This window comes from Ulvibacter sp. 2305UL32-6 (genome assembly GCF_058148545.1).
This window is the reverse complement of record NZ_JBYVKA010000002.1, coordinates 183,168-202,915: the sequence shown is the minus strand read 5'-3', so window position 1 is coordinate 202,915 and position 19,748 is coordinate 183,168. Positions and strand designations below refer to the sequence as shown.

General features: G+C 34.2%; 16 protein-coding genes. 13 read left to right on the top strand and 3 right to left on the bottom strand.

Annotated features, from left to right (window positions below; all coding sequences use genetic code 11):
* The first annotated feature begins 21 nt into the window (after nt 1-21).
* Both argH and ACY2RU_RS06675 read left to right on the top strand, forming a co-directional pair.
* Nucleotides 22-1,314, top strand: coding sequence for an argininosuccinate lyase (argH, locus tag ACY2RU_RS06680; protein ID WP_490137657.1), 1,293 nt, complete (start codon nt 22-24; stop codon nt 1,312-1,314).
* A gap of 119 nt (nt 1,315-1,433) precedes the next feature.
* Entirely contained in the window at nt 1,434-2,996 is a 1,563-nt protein-coding gene (locus ACY2RU_RS06675; protein WP_490137656.1) for an SDR family NAD(P)-dependent oxidoreductase, read from the top strand.
* A 54-nt stretch (nt 2,997-3,050) separates the two neighbouring features.
* Here the strand turns inward: ACY2RU_RS06675 and thiE are convergent, their stop codons facing one another.
* Together thiE and ACY2RU_RS06665 are read right to left on the bottom strand one after the other, a co-directional pair.
* Entirely contained in the window at nt 3,051-3,692 is a 642-nt protein-coding gene (gene thiE / locus ACY2RU_RS06670; protein ID WP_490137655.1) for a thiamine phosphate synthase, read from the bottom strand.
* 37 nt (nt 3,693-3,729) lie between these two features.
* Complete coding sequence (locus tag ACY2RU_RS06665) at nt 3,730-4,341, bottom strand: DEAD/DEAH box helicase (RefSeq protein WP_490137654.1); 612 nt, start codon at nt 4,339-4,341, stop codon at nt 3,730-3,732.
* 440 nt (nt 4,342-4,781) lie between these two features.
* On the opposite strand from ACY2RU_RS06665, the gene ACY2RU_RS06660 reads away from it, so the two are divergent.
* The 11 genes from ACY2RU_RS06660 (at nt 4,782) to ACY2RU_RS06610 (ending at nt 17,388) form a co-directional block, all read left to right on the top strand.
* Nucleotides 4,782-7,670 carry a leucine-rich repeat protein gene (locus ACY2RU_RS06660; RefSeq protein ID WP_490137653.1) on the top strand — a complete coding sequence of 963 codons (2,889 nt, stop codon included), beginning with the start codon at nt 4,782-4,784 and terminating at the stop codon, nt 7,668-7,670.
* A gap of 236 nt (nt 7,671-7,906) precedes the next feature.
* On the top strand, nt 7,907-10,111 hold the full coding sequence (locus ACY2RU_RS06655; RefSeq protein ID WP_490137652.1) for a tetratricopeptide repeat protein: 2,205 nt from the start codon (nt 7,907-7,909) through the stop codon (nt 10,109-10,111).
* A 12-nt stretch (nt 10,112-10,123) separates the two neighbouring features.
* Nucleotides 10,124-12,316 (top strand): tetratricopeptide repeat-containing sensor histidine kinase, encoded by a 2,193-nt coding sequence (locus ACY2RU_RS06650; protein ID WP_490137651.1) that lies wholly within the window; start codon nt 10,124-10,126, stop codon nt 12,314-12,316.
* On the top strand, nt 12,313-13,050 hold the full coding sequence (locus tag ACY2RU_RS06645; RefSeq protein ID WP_490137650.1) for a LytR/AlgR family response regulator transcription factor: 738 nt from the start codon (nt 12,313-12,315) through the stop codon (nt 13,048-13,050). The genes ACY2RU_RS06650 and ACY2RU_RS06645 overlap by 4 nt, the downstream gene beginning before the upstream one ends.
* 162 nt (nt 13,051-13,212) lie before the next feature.
* Complete coding sequence (locus tag ACY2RU_RS06640) at nt 13,213-13,428, top strand: hypothetical protein (protein ID WP_490137649.1); 216 nt, start codon at nt 13,213-13,215, stop codon at nt 13,426-13,428.
* A gap of 25 nt (nt 13,429-13,453) precedes the next feature.
* Nucleotides 13,454-14,017 carry a hypothetical protein gene (locus ACY2RU_RS06635; protein WP_490137648.1) on the top strand — a complete coding sequence of 188 codons (564 nt, stop codon included), beginning with the start codon at nt 13,454-13,456 and terminating at the stop codon, nt 14,015-14,017.
* 249 nt (nt 14,018-14,266) lie between these two features.
* Nucleotides 14,267-14,593 carry a hypothetical protein gene (locus ACY2RU_RS06630; protein WP_490137647.1) on the top strand — a complete coding sequence of 109 codons (327 nt, stop codon included), beginning with the start codon at nt 14,267-14,269 and terminating at the stop codon, nt 14,591-14,593.
* A gap of 144 nt (nt 14,594-14,737) precedes the next feature.
* Complete coding sequence (locus tag ACY2RU_RS06625; protein ID WP_490137646.1) at nt 14,738-15,523, top strand: hypothetical protein; 786 nt, start codon at nt 14,738-14,740, stop codon at nt 15,521-15,523.
* Complete coding sequence (locus ACY2RU_RS06620; protein WP_490137645.1) at nt 15,462-15,914, top strand: hypothetical protein; 453 nt, start codon at nt 15,462-15,464, stop codon at nt 15,912-15,914. Before ACY2RU_RS06625 ends, ACY2RU_RS06620 begins: the two co-directional genes overlap by 62 nt.
* 85 nt (nt 15,915-15,999) lie before the next feature.
* On the top strand, nt 16,000-16,614 hold the full coding sequence (locus ACY2RU_RS06615; protein WP_490137644.1) for a hypothetical protein: 615 nt from the start codon (nt 16,000-16,002) through the stop codon (nt 16,612-16,614).
* A gap of 246 nt (nt 16,615-16,860) precedes the next feature.
* Nucleotides 16,861-17,388 (top strand): hypothetical protein, encoded by a 528-nt coding sequence (locus ACY2RU_RS06610; protein WP_490137643.1) that lies wholly within the window; start codon nt 16,861-16,863, stop codon nt 17,386-17,388.
* Between the two features lie 94 nt (nt 17,389-17,482).
* Here the strand turns inward: ACY2RU_RS06610 and ACY2RU_RS06605 are convergent, their stop codons facing one another.
* Complete coding sequence (locus ACY2RU_RS06605; RefSeq protein ID WP_490137642.1) at nt 17,483-19,741, bottom strand: FUSC family protein; 2,259 nt, start codon at nt 19,739-19,741, stop codon at nt 17,483-17,485.
* Between the last annotated feature and the right edge of the window lie 7 nt (nt 19,742-19,748).

Below are 19,748 nucleotides of genomic sequence, written 5' to 3'. Positions count from 1 at the left end.
ACAACATCAAAAAATACAACTATGAAACTTTGGGATAAAGGCGTAAGTATTGACAAAAAAATAGAGCAATTTACCGTAGGAAACGATCGGGAAGTAGATATGTATATTGCAAAATACGACGTAGAAGCTTCCTTGGCACATGCTAAAATGTTGCATAGCGTAGGAATTATTACTTCGGAAGAAGTAGATCAATTGATCAACGGACTGCAAGATTTACAAGTACAGATCGAAAATAATACGTTTGTTATTGAAGCAGATTTCGAAGATGTACATTCTAAAATTGAGTTTGAACTGACACAAAAATTGGGTGAAGTTGGGAAGAAAATTCATACAGCAAGATCAAGAAATGATCAGGTTTTAGTGGCTTTACATCTCTATTACAAAGAGAACATTTCCGAAGTGATCAAACAAACACATACCTTGTTCGAGACATTATTAGATTTAGCCGAAGTTCATAAAAATGAGCTGTTACCAGGGTATACGCATCTTCAAGTTGCCATGCCCTCATCATTTGGATTATGGTTTTCGGCATATGCAGAAGTATTGATCGATGATGTTTACTTGTTGGAAGCGGCATATAAAGTGGTAGATCAAAATCCGTTAGGCTCAGCTGCGGGTTATGGCAGTTCTTTTCCAATAGACAGAACTTTTACAACACAATCCTTACATTTTGCAACTATGAAATACAATGTGGTTGCAGCCCAAATGAGCAGAGGAAAAAGTGAAAGGACTATTGCTGCAGCCTTAGGCGGACTTTGTAACACCCTCGCAAGATTCTCGATGGATATTTGCCTCTATATGTGTCAGAATTTCGATTTTATATCCTTTCCGGATGAATTAACAACAGGAAGTAGCATCATGCCACATAAGAAGAATCCGGATGTGTTTGAATTGATTCGGGGGAAGTGCAATAAAATTCAGGCCTTGCAGACGGAGATGATCTTAATAACTAACAATTTACCCAGTGGCTATCACAGAGAATTTCAACTATTAAAGGAGAAAATGATCGTTGCCTTTGAAGATGTGAAGGACATTTTGGAGATTTTTGAATTCGCGATCAAACAAATCATCGTCAAACCAGTAGATCCAAATGATGATAAATACAAATTTCTATTTACCGTGGACAATATGAATACCTTGGTAGAAAATGGTATTGCCTATAGAGATGCATATAGAGAAATTGGAGCCAAGGTTGAAAACGGAACTTATGTGCCCGATACGACCAAAAAACATACGCATGCGGGGAGTATTCATAATTTGTGTCTTAAAGAAATAAGAGATAAGTTTAATAGACTAAAGAAAATCAAAGACTAATATCATAGCGTCAACGAAGAGATACAATTACACTTACATTTTGCTTTTTTCTGAAAACGGTAGTGGTATCTTCGCCAAAATTATTTAGATAATATTTCCTGTATAACCGTTATTGCTATATGCTTGAAGATCAAAACATCAAAGATGCTACGCGAATTGTCTCACCTGAAGAAATAGATAAATGTATTTCAGTATTGGAGCAGCTGGTTTCAGATACAAACCAAATGTTTGAGCTTTCAGAAGAAAAGAGAACAGCATTATTAAAAGCTTCCGGAATGCTTTCTAGACCGCATCGTGACGAATTTCAACGTAGAAGAAAAGATGCTAAAAAGGCGGCAAAACGCAAGATGATCGCCAAAGACACTCACGCGAGAAAAACAACCGGAATTCGGTCTGCACGTGAAGCAGCCCTATTTATTGCACCAAAGTTACTTGCTGCAGCATCCATACCAGAGGAAACACCAGAATTAGAATCTCCTAGAAATTGCTACGTTTGTAAAACGGTATATACAAAATTGCATCATTTTTATGATACCATGTGTACCGCATGTGGCGATCTAAACTACGCTAAACGTTTTCAAACCACTGATCTAAAAGGTCAGGTAGCGGTCATCACAGGTTCTAGATTAAAAATTGGATACCACATAACATTAATGCTGTTGCGCTCGGGTGCTACTGTAGTCGCTACAACTCGTTTTCCTGCCGATTCTGCTATTCGCTTTTCTAAAGAAGATGATTATAACCAATGGAGCCACCGTTTGCATATTCACGGGCTCGATTTACGCCATATACCAAGTGTAGAAATTTTCTGTAATTATATTGAACAAAAATACGATCGACTTGATATTTTGATAAATAATGCGGCACAAACCGTAAGAAGACCTTCAGGCTTTTATTTTCATTTAATGGAGAACGAAAAATTACCTGTAGACCAACTTCCTAAATTAGCACAACCATTATTGAAAGACCATATTGATTGCTTACAAGAGTTATCGAGTTTAAGCATAGGGACATCAAAAACGAATAAAAATAATGTGCTCCCAGTAACCTGGCACGGACCAGAACCGGGAATTGGATTACGAAATTCTGCTGCCTTATCGCAAATTCCGTATAGTTTTGACAATTCACTGCAAACAGCCGAAGTATTCCCGGAAGGAAAGTTGGATGCCGATCTACAGCAAGTCGATTTAAGAAAAACCAATAGTTGGCGCTTAAAATTGGGCGAAATTGAAACAACTGAAATGGTTGAAGTACAATTAGTAAATGCCGTAGCGCCCTTTGTACTCTGTAATCGTTTGTCTAATTTAATGATGAAGGAAAATACAGGTAAAAAGCATATTATAAATGTATCGGCGATGGAAGGGAAGTTTCATCGCTTTAAAAAAGAAGATAGACATCCGCATACAAATATGGCAAAAGCAGCCCTAAATATGCTTACACATACGTCTGCAGCAACATTTGCCAAGTCTGGTATTTATATGAACGCGGTAGATACAGGTTGGGTAACAGATGAAGACCCTGCCGAATTGTCTAAAAGGAAAGTAGAAATTCATGATTTTCAGCCACCTTTAGATATTGTTGATGGCGCTGCGAGGGTCATGGATCCTTTAATTGATGGTATTAACACAGGAAAGCATTGGTGTGGTAAATTTTTAAAAGATTATTTCCCTATAGATTGGTAGCATGATCTTTTGCTAAAATTACTGCTAGTCGTAATTTTACGAGGTATTAGTGCTTTAGTCGAATGTATATCGTTGCTCTGCAGTTGACGATGCGTTTAATAACTGATTAAATGTTTTGATACTATTAAAGTTGCGCGTAATAGCTTCGGAAACCGCAATTCCTGAAATACCTGTTTTCAATATAGCAGTAACATCTTCCGTAGTGATTCCTCCAACACCTAGAATAGGAGTTTCGGTTTTTAAGACATCTAAAATGGCGGTGTAGCCGTTTAAGCCTAAGACCGGAGGTAGATGGTCTTTGGTTTCTGTAAATCTAAAAGGTCCTAAACTAATATAATCGACTTCCTTACGTATTGATTCTTCGCAGTCTTGTAAGGTATTTGCTGTGGCACCAATGAGTTGCCAGGTGTATAAATGCTTTCTAACTATCGTAGGACTAGCATCTGTTTTTCCTAAATGAACACCGTCTGCTTTTACTTCTTTTGCTAATTTATAATGATCGTTTATTATTAATCTAGTTTGAAAATGAGAAGTGATCTCTCTAGCTTCTAAGGCATACTTTAAGAGTTTCTTTTCTGAAATATCCTTTAACCGTAATTGAACTAGCTCTGCGCCGGCATTACACGCTTTCTGAATATTTTCCAAATGGACTGCGGGAGAGTTTCCTTGAGATATATAATGTAGTTTAGGTATCATCTAGCTTTTAAATTTTCGTATCACTTAAAGAATATACCTACACAGTGATCTTTTTAGAATATTCCATAAAGTAGGACTCAAAACGGTTTAATTTTGGATGCGTTTTTTCTGAATAGATAACATACTGACATTTTTTAATGCTCTGCGTAATCGACATTAAGGCAGCATATGCGGATTGTTGAAGCAAAAATTCGGCGTCGTCAATACTAAAAATCTTTAATTGAGAGATACTTACGCCTTCCATTAAAAATAGCTTGTTCATTGACTTTGGTGTCGTAATTAGAATATCCACACCCATAAATATTTCAGATTTCTGAACATCAATATGAAGTTGTTCGTGACCTACATACACCCGTAGTGGCGTGTGCTTTGTAAATTCAAAAAAAGCATCATACATAGCTAAAGCTTTTTCCTTATTTTCTACAAGAACCACCGCTCTCGGGGCATTTCCAACGGCCTCAAACTTTAGCTTTTGCAAGGTTGTAAGTATAAGCGTCGTTGTTTTTCCACTTCCTTCTGGTGCTGTGATGTATGCGTTGGCTCCACTTTTTATTACAGGAATGCTGCTACGCTGTAAAGGAGTAGGCGTTGTTATTTCTTGAGATACTAACTTCTCTTGCAGACGAGGATGTAGTTTTTTAAAAGGCATAGTAAGGTTGTGAATAGTATGTAAAATATATCAGACAAAGATACTAGCTATCCTACGGAAACGCCATGTAATAAAACAATAAATAATAGTTCTATCTATTTTCGTGTAATTGCAAACTCCGCAATAGTCGTATCCCAACCAATTTTTAAATGAACCGTTTTAGCAGATGCTCCATAATTAGGCAATTAATGTCAATACAGGAATCGAATTTGTACCTAAAATTGTTAAAGCATATTTTACACTAAATAATATGCCTTATATATCTAGCTTTTTAAGCTCGCTAGTTCAGAAATACTACTATAGTTTAGAATTGGACAGAGACGAATATAAAATCAATCACCACGCTTATTGGTTATACTCCTTCAAAAAAAGATTCCCTATTTCTTGATGTGTTTAATAAATCTACTTTCGGTTTTTTAATCTTAAAAACCCCAGTAATTATGAAAAAAGCACTACTAATTTTAATTACCTTATTTATAACAGGAATAGGGTATTCGCAACAGTTTACAGAAAATTTTATTACGTATCAAGTAACTTCTCCTACTACAGTGAAAACTTTTGATTATAATGCTGCTGGTGGTACTGTTGTTACTATTCCAGCTACAGTACTTAATGGAGGCACAACTTATAATGTTACAGAAATAGGGGCTGGTTCTTTTGGAAACAAGCAATTAACTAGTGTAATTATTCCTAATAGTATTATAGGTATTGGTAATGAAGCTTTTTTAGGGAATCAATTAACGGGTATTACTTTTCCTAATAGCCTAACGACTATTGGTTCTGAAGTTTTTGCAAATAATCAATTAACAAGTGTTATTATTCCTAACAGCGTTACGGATATTGGGAATTCAGCTTTTCAAAACAATCAGATAAGTAGTCTCACACTTTCTAATAGCATGACGAGTATTAGTACTGGTGCTTTTGCTGTAAACCAACTAACGAGCCTCACAATTCCTAATAATGTTACAATTATAGGTAATTATGCTTTCGGCTCTAACCAATTGACAACTATAACAATTCCTAATGGGGTTACAAGTATTGGTAATACTGCTTTTCTTCAAAATCAATTGACAAGTGCTATTATTCCCAATAGTGTGTTAAGCATTGGTGACAGTGCTTTTTTAAATAATCTAATGACAAGTGTCACTATTGGTAATAGCGTTCAGAGTATTGGAACAAATGCATTTAATTCTAATCAATTAGCAACCTTAACTTTACCTAATAGTCTTATAACTATTGGTAATAGTGCCTTTCTTCAAAACCAAATAACAAGTATTATTATTCCTGATAATGTTACGAGCATTGGCGATGATGCTTTTTTTATCAATCAGTTGAGTAGTGTCACATTAGGTAATAGTATTCAAACCATAGGAGCAAATGCTTTTAGATCTAATCAATTAACAACGGTTACTATTCCTAGTAGTGTTACGAGCATTGGTGATGGTGCTTTTAACGCCAATACTTTAACAAGTGTTGTCTCAGAAGCAACAACGCCACCAACCATAACTACTACAGGGCTATCAACGGATACTTTTAATAACCGTAGCGGTATTGATTTAATAATACCCATTGGTACTACAGCACCTTACGTAACAGACCCTGGAGCATTATGGACTAGTTTTAATAGCGTTACAGAAAATGTAAACTTTGTAAGTAATTTTATCTCGTATGAAATTACATCTATTATAAATAATACGGTTGAAACCATAGATTATGACCCTGCTGGAGGATCTATTGTTGACATACCTGCCAGCGTAACTTATAATGGTGTAACATATAGTGTTACTAGTATTGGAAATTCTGCTTTTTATCAAAAGGGCTTAACAAGTGTTACTATTCCAGATAGTGTTACAAGTATGGGCACTCTTTCGTTTGCTGATAACATATTGACTACTGCTATTATTTCTAATGCTATAACAAGCATTTCAAATGCTGCTTTTTTCTCAAACAATCTTAGCAGTATTGTGATTCCAAATAGTGTAACTAGTATTGGTCAGGCTGCTTTTAATGATAATGAATTAACGAGTGTTACTATTCCTAATAATGTAACAAGTATTGGTGTTGGTGCTTTCAGGTTTAATCAGCTTACAAGTATTACAATTCCAGCTAGTGTTTTGAGCATTGGTGATGCTGCGTTTAACAATAACCCATTAAACAGTGTTACTTCATTAGCTATTGCACCTCCAACTATCACCACTGGAACAGATGATACTTTTAATATAGACCGCAGCGGTATAGATTTAACAATACCAGCCAACACATTGGGCTCATACGTTACAGATACTGGTGCTTTATGGACAGGATTTAATACGGTTACAGAAGATTTTCAAGTGGGAGATACCTTTATAAGCGATTTTATCACCTATGAACTTAGTACAAACGCTTCAGTTTCTGCTATAGATTATGATACCGCCGGTGGTGTTATGGTTGACATTCCTGCTACAAAAATGAATGGAATGATTACCTATGATGTAACTGAAATTAGTGACTTTGCTTTTGCAAGTAAAAACTTAACAGATGTAACGCTAGCGAGTAGTATTACAAACATTGGTCAGCAAGCTTTTGTAGACAATGCACTATCAAGTATTTCAATTCCTAATGGTGTTACAAGTATTGGTCAAGGTGCTTTTGCTATTAATAACCTTAGTAGTATTGTGATTCCAGATAGTGTAACTAGTCTGGGAGATAGTGCATTTGAAAATAATACACTCACTAGCGCAACAGTACCTAATACCCTTACAACAATAGGTAACAACTTGTTTACTAATAATAGTTTAACAAGTTTCACTATTCCAGATGCCGCAACAAGCATAGGAATAAGCGCTTTTCTAGGGAATCAATTAACAAGTATTACCATACCAGAAAATGTTATTACTATTGGAGCTAGTGCTTTTAGCGACAATCTTCTTACTACCGTTACTTCAGAAGCCATAATACCTCCAACAATAACAACTACTGGAAACGCTACTGATACTTTTGGCGATGACCGTGCTAATATAGATTTATTTATACCTGGAGGAACGTATGATGCTTATGTAACAAATGCTGGTGCTTTGTGGACAGATTTCAAATCTGTTACAGATCCACTATTAAGTATTTCTGATGTAACGCTATCAGAAGAGGTAACGATACTAAATACTTCGGAAATGTTACAGATCATTACAAATGGTGCTTCAAAACTACAGAGCTATCAGGTATTTAATATTTCAGGAGCTATGGTGAAAAATGGTGTTGAAAATTTAATTACTATAAGTAACTTGTCTAGTGGAGTTTATGTAATAGCACTTACTTTTGATACTGGCGGACTAGTTAAAAGGTTTGCAAAATAGATTACTCCTGAGGCACGTATTTGTTCGAGGAGTCACTCTATTACTACCAATTTTATTAACCGTAGGCTTTTTAGTTATAAAGCTTGCGGTTAATTATTGGTTTTAACCATGTTTCTATATCGGCCAAATAGTTTAAAACTGTGTAATCTTTATTCAGAATGGGGTATAAATGTTTAAGATAATCTTACTATTCAGAATTATATTGTTATTTAGCTTAAAATACGTCTGTTTTTAATATGAAAATCACCCATACATCGTTTCTTATTTTAATCCTCTTCTTGTTATTTTCGACAATTGTCTTATCACAGAGTCGTACAATAGATAGTCTTAAAAAAGAATTATCTATTCATACGCAAAGAGATACAACACGTGTAGATTTACTAAATACATTAGCATATAATTATCGTAGGAATGATATTTCTAGAGCCGAAGAAAAATCTATCGAAGCAAATAATTTGGCTAAAGAGCTAGGCTATGGAGAAGGTTTAGCTAAAAGTATTTTGATTTTTAGTAAAATACATGTTTCAAAATCAGAGTACCCAGAAGCTTTAGAGGATGCTCTTAAATCACTTGAATTATATAAGAAAGAAGAGAACTATAAGCATAAAGATATAATTGCTGTTTACAATACGTTAGGAATGATATCTAGCTATCAAAATGACCCTAATAAAAGCTTAGACTATTTTAATAAGGCTCTAGAGGTTGCTAAAGAAGGAGGTAATCGTAGAGATCAAGCTGATATGTTAAATAATATAGGGATCACTTATTATTCAAAAGGAGATCTAGATGAAGCTGTTACTTTTTATAAAAAATCAATTGCTATATATGAACAATTAGGATTAGGTAAAAGGACAGAATCTGCCATAAACAATATTGCTGTAATTTTTACCATACAGGGTCGTTATACAGAGGCTTTAGAGTATTATAATAAGATCTTAGTAAGTTTTAGAGAAGATGATAATAGGGACGATATAGCCATGACTACTCAAAATATAGGTGTACTATATTCTAAATTAGGTCAGCATGAAAAGGCCTATTCTTATTTTGACGAATCCTTACAACTTTATAAAGAATTAGAAGAAAAAGAGGGAATAGCCAAAGCGTTAATCAACATTGGCGATGTGTTTACAGCTTCTAAAGAGTATCCAAAAGCTTTAGAATATTTTACCGAAGGCTTAATCATAGCTCAAGAAATTGATGCCAAAGAAACGCTGGCTACGTGTAATAATAATATAGGAAAAGTGCATCTTTTGTTGCAACAGCCCAAATTGGCTTTAAAGAATTTTGAATCCTCTCTAAATTTAGGTTTATCTCTTGGCGATAAACGTAATATTGGATATTCCAACATCAATTTAGCAGAAGCATATTTTATGCTTAAAGAGTATCCGAAAGCATTACAACACGCCATAGAAGGCAAGCAAATTGTTGATAAACTGGAGATGCTCGCAGAGCAAAAAGAAGTCAATAATACACTTTCTAAAATTTATGAAGTAAGAGGAGAATTTAAAAAAGCATTATCTAGTCATCGACAGTTCAAGATCTTAAATGATAGCCTTTTCAATAAAGAAAATATTGAAAAGATGACGCAATTAGAATATGAATACAAGTATAAGCAGCAACTGGATTCAGCGAGTATTAGAGAATTAAAGCTTACCAAAACAGTAAAGGATACTTCTCAAGATTTAAAAAAATCACAACGGAATTTTTTATTATCAATAATTGGCTTTCTTCTGGTTACGATACTTTTAGGAGGTATTATTTTCTATTTAAAATTTAGGAATATTAAATCTGAAACGCAAAATATAGTGATTGAACAAAAGCTCTTACGATCGCAAATGACGCCGCATTTTATATTTAATTCGCTTTCGGTATTACAAGGAATGATCTTAAATAAAGAGGAAAAAAAATCTGTTTTATATCTGTCGAAATTTTCAAAACTACTGCGGATTATTTTGGAAAATTCAAGAGACAAAATGGTGCTACTCGCTCAAGAATTAGCCGCAATAGAAAACTACTTGGCTCTTCAGAATTTAGAAAATGAGGCCTATAATTATACGGTTTCAGTAGATGAAACTATTGATATTTCGCTATTTGAGGTCCCACCCATGCTAATTCAGCCATTTGTTGAAAATGCTATAGAGCATGCGTTTAGTAATCAACAAGAAGACAGAAATATAATGATTCACTTAAAATTTGTAGATAAAAAGTTGATCTGTACCATTGCAGATAATGGTGTTGGGATTGGCGCTCAGATAGATAATAAGCGAAGCGATAAAAAATCTCTATCGACTGCTATTACTTCTGAACGTTTAAAAATATTATCTAAAGATTTTAAAATGGAAAGTTCTGTAATGATAGAGGATAGGCAAATATATAGGGAACAAGGAACAGTGGTGACATTAGTAATTCCGTATAAGATAAATTGTGTTAAAGTTGCATAGCAATTAAGCTTGATGGAAAATATCAAAATATCAATTTTAGTTTTAATCTTTTCGCTGTCATCACAGACGCTTACTTATTCGCAAGAGAAAGCAATAGATAGTTTAGAGAATGAACTGACTATTAATAAACATAAGGACACCACAAGAGTCAATAATCTTGATCGTTTAGCTTATTTATATTATAGAAAAAATATTGATAAAGCAGCAGAATATATAGACCAAGCTTTTGCTATTGCAGATTCCATAAATTTTAATAAAGGTAAAGCAAGAAGTTTATATTTAAAAGGGAAAACGCAACAGGAGCAATCCAATTATCCAGAAGCTATTGCTCAATATAATAAGGCATTATTAGTTTACGAAGAATTGAATAATTGGGAAGGAATTGCAAAGTGTTATGCTGCCATAGGCTATGCATTACATTATTCTGGAGAATTTAATAACTCCATCATTAACTTAAAAAAATCAATAGAAGTTAGTAATAAGTATGGAGTTGAGACTGAAACTGCTTTGCCCGTAAAGTTTATAGGTTACAATTATTTAGATATGGGTAATTATGATCAAGCCAATACTTATTATGATAAAGCGCTAGCCATCAATATAAAATATAACAATACGTTGGAGATTTCAAGTTGCAACTTGAATATTGGAAGTGTCTATTTAAAGAAAGGTAAATACCCTACTGCTTTAGAGTATTACAATAAGTCTTTAAAAATATCTGAAGAAATAAAAGACACCATAGGCATTGCTAAAGCCCTTAACAATATTGGTATCATCTATGATATTTCTAATAATTATGATCAGGCACTAACGCATTATAATAGAGCATTAGCGATTCAAAAAAAAATTGGGACTCAAAGAAATGTAGCGAAAGGATTGGGGAATTTAGGACTTGTATATTTTGGAAAAGAAGATTATCCAAATGCCCTTTTGCACTATAATGAAGCGATTAAGATTAGTAAGGCAATAAATGATAGAGACAGTCAAGCGCGTTATTTAACTTATATTGGGGGTGTGTATATGCGGCTCGAAGATCACACTAAGGCTATTGATAATTATAAAGAAGCCATAAAAATAAATATGGAATTAGGTGATCAATTTGGCTTATGTTATACATATAAATTACTAGCAGAATCTTATTACTTGCAAAAAAAGTATAAAGATGCTTTAATAAATGCACAAAAATGCAATAACCTTGCTAATAAACTTGAAGCCTTAGGTTTTCAGCGTGACTCATATAACTTACTGGCCAAGTTATATGAATTAACTGGTAATTATAAAAAGGCACTAGAGAATAATAAACTTGCAAAAATCTATAATGACACACTCTTTAATAAACAGAATATTGAGAAATTTGCAAAACTTGAGGCCGAGTATAAATACCAGCAAGCATTAGACTCTGCAAATATTAGAGAACTCAAGCTTACAAAAACGGTAACTGCAACTAGTAAAGATTTAGAAAAATCAAAGCGTAATTATCTTTGGGCGATTATCGGAATTCTACTTGTGTCCATATTATTGGGAGGCATGATTTTTTATCTGAAATTCAGGAATATTAAATCCCAAACACAAAATATTGTCATGGAGCAAAAGCTTTTGCGCTCGCAAATGACGCCTCACTTTATATTTAATTCGCTTTCGGTATTACAAGGGATGATTTTAAATAAAGAAGAAAAAAAATCTGTTTCTTATCTTTCAAAATTTTCAAAATTACTTCGGATCATTTTAGAAAACTCAAGAGATAAAACGGTTGCACTTTCGCAAGAATTAGCCGCAATAGAAAACTACTTGGCTCTTCAGAATTTAGAAAATGAGGCCTATAATTATACTGTTTCAGTAGATGAAACTATTGATATTTCACTATTTGAGGTCCCACCCATGCTTATTCAGCCGTTTGTTGAAAATGCCATAGAACACGCGTTTAGCAATCAACAAGAAAATCGAAAGATATCGATTCACTTAAAATACATAGGTAAAAAGTTGATCTGTACCATTGCAGATAATGGAGTAGGGATTGGCACTCAAATAGATAATAAACGAGGCGATAAAAAGTCGTTATCAACAACCATCACTTCCGAGCGGTTGCAAATTTTATCGAAAGATTTTAAAATGAAAGGTTCTATCACCATTGAAGACCGTCAAAAATACAATGAGCAAGGTACAAGGGTTACCTTATTAATTCCATATAAAATGAATCCAGCATTATGAAATCGATCATCGTAGAAGACAAGGCTTATATTAGAAAGGGGTTACGCAACTTATTACAGCTAATAGATGCTGAAATAGAGGTGGTGGGCGAATGTGAGTCTGTAAAAGATGCTGTTGTTGTGGCAAATGCTTGCAAACCTGAATTGATCTTTTTGGATATTAATCTTTCTGACGGAAATGCTTTTGACTTTTTAGAACAGGTTGAGCATTTAGCCTTTAAAGTTATCTTTATTACTGCTTATGAGGAATACGCTCTTAAAGCTTTAAAAATGGGCGCGGTAGATTATCTTTTAAAGCCTGTTGATATAGAAGAATTGAGAATTGCCATAAAAAAAGTTACCGCACTACCAATTGCAGAACAAAAACAACGAATACATACCGTAAAGCAACTTTGGAACCATGAGGGCAATAATATTCTACTGTCTCTTCACGATAGTTTTCAAGTAATCGATCTAAACGAATTAATGTTTTGTGAATCAGACAAAGGGTATACCTCATTTTACTGTAGTGAAGGTAAAAAGTATGTAGTTTCAAAAACCTTGAAAGAGTTTGAAGAACGTCTTTCTACAGCAAATTTCACGCGACCACATCAGTCGTTTATGGTAAACCTAAAGTTTATAGACAAATATGACAAATCGGGTGTAATTCACTTAAAAAATGGAAAGAAGATCCCTGTATCCTCCCGAAAAAAGGATTCTTTTCTTACTACTTTTCTACAGTGGAGCAAATGCTGAAAGACTCCATTAAAGCTACATTTCGTATAATTTAATATACTTTTCGTTTACGGTTATTTCATCAAGTATCACGCTTATTTATTCTGAAGCCACGGAAATAAGTTCCCTATTTTTTTCTTCCTAAGTACCCCATATATTTCGTCTTTATTAAAGATAAATAGTATGGAAAACATCACATCAAAATTTGGCAAAGGAGGATTGCTACTTGCAGCAATTGGCATCATGTCTATTGTACTCTCCATTTTTAATTACAACCTCAGATTACTGGCTTGGATCGATATCTGGGGCAGTACTGCAGGGTGGATCATTAGAATTCTATTAATAATTGGTGGAGGCGCCCTGTTTATTTTCTTCGGAAGAGAAGAAGACGAAGATTAAACCTAATTAACTAAAAAACATTTATATGAAAATATTAAAATTGACCCTGATTACCGCAATGATAACATTCATATCTTGCGGAGACTCAACCAGTAAACAAGGAGCTAATAAGGAAGGGTTTGGAGCGATAGAAAATGAGATAAAAGACAAATTTGGAACGGATGCTTACTATACAGATTTAACAATTATCAATGTTCAGTCTATTGGAAATATAGTAAGTACTACAGTGACAGATGCTCCAGAATCTATGAAAATGGGAGAATGGGACTTGAATCAAGGTACGTGGAAACAAAATTCTGAAATTACCTTGGAAGTTCCAGAAGGTAGCAAAGCATCAGATTTTATGTTTCAATTAGATGAAAAAATCAGTCTTTCAAAATTGGGAGAATTAGTTGAAAAATCTATGAAACAATTAACTGCTGAAAAGAATATTGAAAACCCAGCGCTATCTCTGGCTTTTATAAAATTTCCGAAGAACGGATCTCTAGCTGAAACAGAATATGCCATAAAACTAGAACCAGAAAATGGCGGGACGTCCTTTAGTTTTTATTATACGCTAGAGGGAGATTTTATAAAAATGGACTATTAAAAATAATAAATGTGCTAACCCATGAAGCTATAAATTATATATCATGAAAAAACCCTGCTTATTTTATTAACCCTATTTGTAACTATTTAAGAGGCGAGTAATTCAACCGGTATAAACGGTAATCAAGGAGATAATTCAGTAGCGAATAGTGGCGCCGTATATATTTAGACGGTTAACTAATTTAAATTCGAATTAAAAAAACGTACTGTAATGAAGTAAGATGTATGTTTACCATCTATAAATAAAACCATGAAGAAAGTTATAAATGTTTTTTTATGGATTGTTTTGATCTTTATCATCAATGAAGTTGGGAGATATTTATATGTTGAAATTTTTAAAGGAGGATATTACTGGCTAGCCGATTTTTACATAGTAATTGCTGGTTCGATTGCTACATTGGTAGCAACAATCCTCTTTTTTACAATAAATTATTTCATAACGAGAAAACAAAAGGAACAACATCCCTTTTCTTTCAATAAAACACGCTTTATTCTAATGATTGTAACGGTAATTATTGCGTTTATTGGAGAACAAATATATTTGTTCCTGTCAGACTATTTTTTGTTTAACTCATAAGCATGAGAAGAGCTATCATACTCGTAATGGTTTTATTTGTTTGCGTACCGTTCGCTTGCAAGAAAGAGGAAAAAGATACCTCGTTTAAAATATATTATTTAGAACCTAATAAGATACAATTCACTTCAGATACGCTAAGAAGCCATGGATGGTTTGCTAAAGCAAGAAGTGATTTTTTTTGTCGTAAAAAATTTCGATATTAATAACGAGCAACACAAAATAAAAATAGACAGTTTTGTGCTTGCCTACCTAAAAAAAGATTCTTTTCTACTGAAAAATAAAAATGTAAAATGGTCATTGACCTTTTTTAAATACGGAAATGGAATAGATGAAAATACAACGCATGAATACAACACAGATTACACCATTCACAACTTGTTTTCTTACAAAAAAGAAATAGGAAGTTTTTATTTTAATACGAGAAGAGGGTATGAGGGGTCTAATTATCGGATGACTCCCGAAAAAATCAATTCAACCAAAAGAAAAATTATATCAGATTATTTTGCAACTCTTGATTTGAGTTTAGACGCCAGGGAAGAATTTACAGCCCATCTAACTTCAGAAACAAAAAATCAAGACACCATTAAAGTGGTAGCTAGATTCATTAAGATAGAAGAAGGAAATGATGTCCTAATGGCCAACTATCGAGTCCTAAAAAAACTGCAAGGCAACGTAATTGACGATACAATTAGCGTAATTTACCATAGTGGTAAGGCACCTAAAAAGGTCAAGGAAAATAGCTTATTATCTTTATTAGAGTTTGACATCGCATTAGGAGCTACAAACTATTACTATTTTCCAGAATATGACGGCCTTAAAGGAAGTAAAGCAGCTCCTAATGGCGCCTACGAGGAGATTCTTGGGATAAATGACGAATCGGACTTCAATTTGTTATATTCAGATTTATGTAATACTTCCGTACCAATCTAATTGGTATTGGACATTTAAAAATGCAAAACCAGCAAAACTCTCTCAATCAGAGTTAGTTGACATAGATAAAATCTTAAAAATTGCAATTAAAAACAATAATGATAAACAAAGAGAAGAATTACAAAAGTACAACCAGGCGAATCCAAATAACCCAATTGCAAAAACAGCTTATGAATTAAGCTTAGAAGGTTATAAAAGACAATACGTTCCAATAATAAACAACATCGGTCAAAAAGAGGTTTGGATCAATTTCTTTTGCGAAGAGCGCGGGGTGAAAGACTGGAAATCAACATTAGTCCTCGTAGAAGATGGAGGGAATTGCTACTATTCAATTAAAATTAACTTGACAACAAAAACCTACTACGAACTAGAGATTAACTATGATGCATAACATTATTTTGCAGAAAGCAATAGGATATAAAACACACCAGATCTTATAGTGTCGCAAATAATAGAAGGCAGAAATTAAAACACGAATGGAAATAATAATTATAGTGTTTCTATCAATCCTGATCATTTCATTGTTGTACTTCCTGTACAGAGTGATCAAATGGATCGTAAAAAGCAAAACCCGAAGCATTGGGACGATGTCTTTAGTAGGGGCTTGCTTGTTGGCTATACTTATTAATACTGTCTTTTTTAAGAAAATGGAGTTTGTACAATCCAAAGTGTATCCGAACCTATATCTTGTAAAAAATCCAATTAAGAACAAAGACTCCTTAAGTGAGATCATAAAAACTATGGTTGTCCAGAAAATGAACGATCAGTTTCTTGGTAAGGAGGAAAAATTTAAACTTCTAAATTCGGAAAGATCAATATCTGAACTAGGTTACTCAATACGTTTTTATGAATATTATAATGGTTGGGGATCTAATCCCTTTGGAGAAGCCGGAACAGCTCATTTTATTAATAACGAGGAAGATCCTGGGGGTTTTAGTAGTGAGTTATTAGCAAATTACCAAACGTACCAGATCGCATCATTCGATTTAAAATATTGTATTAATGACACTGTAAATTACGTTGGAAATTTGAGTCACTTTACAAATGGATCTGTAGTAAAAATAGATCCAATAATTAATTTATGTCGGTAAAAACAATAAATAATCACGACAATAAAGGTTAAGAGAATATATGAAGTGCGTCAAACCGTAAAAATTAATTGATAGCAAATATACTGAAGAACTTTACCATTAGTGAATATAATGGACATTGGGACACAGATAAAGGAGTTGCTGTTGACTCAATGATACGACGCCTTCGTGTTGCTAAATAGACTATTCCAAAGGAAAAGAAGAAGAAAAATATTTTATAGCTTAGATAAATAATAAACAAGAAGCATGAACAACCTTTTTATAGTAACCGTACTCTTATTTTTATCCTGTAATGATAAAAACACACCAATTAAAACTTCCGACTTGATCGCGAAAATGGAAATAAGCAGTTTTGAGCCTAATGTCGAAGAAATTATCAATGAGAATTCCGATTCCGTTAGAAGAGTCTTTTATAAAGGCACATTAAATGGAACAATTAAAATATGGTTGTATTTAAATGAGCAAGAACATCCCTGCGGAGGAAACCTAACAATTTTAAATGCCATGTATAAATGTGATAATCAGGATAAATGGATCCTTTTGGATGCTACTTCTGATACAGAAAAAAGGAAGTACTGTATGGTTGAAGACGGTTTCTCCGGGGTTTTATTCTTAGAAGAAGACAATAACACTTTAAACGGAAACTGGATAAGTCCGGATACAAAAAAGCAATTTAAAGTAGTACTAGAAAAGATATCTGTAGAGAAAACACCTTTCAATGAATTAGACGAAATCCTATTTGACGATCTGTTATTTAACAAAAATGATTGCTAAAGTAGTTGAACAAATTTTATCACATACGATCTAGCTGCCATAGTCTAATTAGTTCAGTATAAAGCGTAGGAGGGAAGTATAAAAGCGATCAAACTTACAGTGGCTCATCATTAAGTGTGGCTTGATAGCTTTCTGTTGCCTTCAGAAGACTTTCTGAAAGAGATTTTAACCAACTCATATGATTGGCGATCAAATAGGCTTCTTGCAGCCCATGGAGTGTCTCCGTGTCTATTTCGGTGTTTCCTTTCCTGATATTCTCATCACGCAAATTTGAAAGCTGCTGGTATTTGCTCAATAATTTTTCTTCTGCATTTTCGATCGTTTCTTCATCGACTTTTTTGTTCTGTTCTGTATGTTCTAAAAGATCTATTGCGATCTGCAGTGTATTAGTAATTCTCTGAACAAGTAAATTAAACTCTTCGGAAGCTGGCGTCGTTTTATGATTGATCACAAAATTTCCTATTGAGGCAATCGCCGAGATCATGGTCTGATTGAGCGTTACAATTTCATAGATAAGCTGAAATTCTTTCTGTTTCGATCTTGGGTCTTGGGTCAATCGCTGAAAGGCCGCATTTAAGTTACTAATAGCTAGAAAAGCTTCTTTCCTTGCCACATTGTAAGAAAGTCTGAATGTTGACGTATCTTGATATAATGTCTGTGTTGCCAAAAGATAATTTTGGTTTATTTTTAAAGTATTCAACAGTACTTCCTTAAGATTGTCGGCTTCCCAACTTGGGAAGAGCAAATAATTGGCGACCACGGCAATAGCGGCTCCAACAACGGTATCGATGATACGATATTGAATCACTTCAAAGGCATCAGGATTGATCAGGGAATACACGAAGACTACACTAATGGTGATCAAAACGGCAGCCGACTTATAATTTCGCTGTATCAAGGAAAAGGCTAGTATCAATGAAACAAACGCCAATATTGAATAGATCACCACATTTTGAGTGATCAACACAATACCTACGGCTATTGCGGCACCTATAAGAGTGCCTATAATTCTATCTTTTGAACGCTCTCTGGTAAGACCATAGCTTGGGCGCATGATAACAATGATGGTTAGCAGGATCCAATAAGTATTCTGAATCTCAAAAATGATACCCAGCACATAGGCGAACACAAGTGCAATGGTAAGGCGTAAGGCATGTCGAAATATCTTAGAATCAAAACTTAAATTTTGAATAAGAACATTCAACCTGTATTCCTGTAGCGTTAAAAACTGACTCGAATCTTGTCGTTTTAAAGATACTTTGGATGCGTCTTTGACATTCGCCATGACACGCCTAATAGCCCTGATCTCTTGAAGTAATAATTCCTGATAATCGTACAAGTTTTTTAACACCAATGCTCCTTCACGAGCTTCAGGCAAGCCTACAGCATCGATATATTTTGTAATAGACTCATTGGCTTTAGACAATGCATCCAACAGTATATTTTTGTTTGGTAGTTTTTCGTTTTGAATCAGTAGTTCAGACAAACGAATGAGATGATCGCCCATGACCTTGTTGAGCTTTTTGGAAGCTTCCAGAAATTCTTTTCGCTCGTTAAAGACCCTATCAATAGTGGCATAGTCTAAATGTTTTGCCTCTATCAATTCGAAGATATTGATAGTTGAAAGGAAAATAAGGAGTTGCTTTTCTTCATAACGCGAGCGTCCAGAACGTTTACGTTCAACAAGCAATGTTTCTCGTAGGGTTTCGTGTTTTTCGTTGATCTGATTTTGGAGAACAAAGGTCTGTTTTAAGATCTCATCACGCTTGGTTTTCTTGGTTAATAATTTGGCGCGTAATTTTAAATAGTCACCAATAAGAAGTAATGTATCCGACAATAACTGGTTTTGGTCTTTTTGAGGCGCCAATTTTTGAAAAACAAGGGAAATCAACAAATACCAGAGTCCGCCAACACCCATTAAACCTACCTGCACCAAGATCTCATGTGGTGTTTCTTTCTGAATAGCAAAAGCTAATACCATTGACAGCAAGCCAGAAAAGGATACCAAAGAGGCTCTAAATCCATAGACCGAGATCAGCGATACTGCAAACGATATCACTGTAAGTACTACTAACAATAAGGGTAAAAAAGGTTTTGAAAATAGGATTATGGTTGTGATGACCATTGTTAACAAAATACTCACTAAAATAGCATTGACCTTACGTTTTATGCTTCCTGGGATGTCACCGGGAGCATTTAAGAAAGTACCTACCACAACAGCGGGAGCATATTCAGAATACCCTAAAAAATACAGTAGGGCAAAAGGCACAGCGATTCCAACCCCAATACGAATGCCACGGTCAAAGCTGGTGCTTTTTAAAAATAATTCTAGTTGTTTGAGTTTTTCTTTCAAGCGAAAA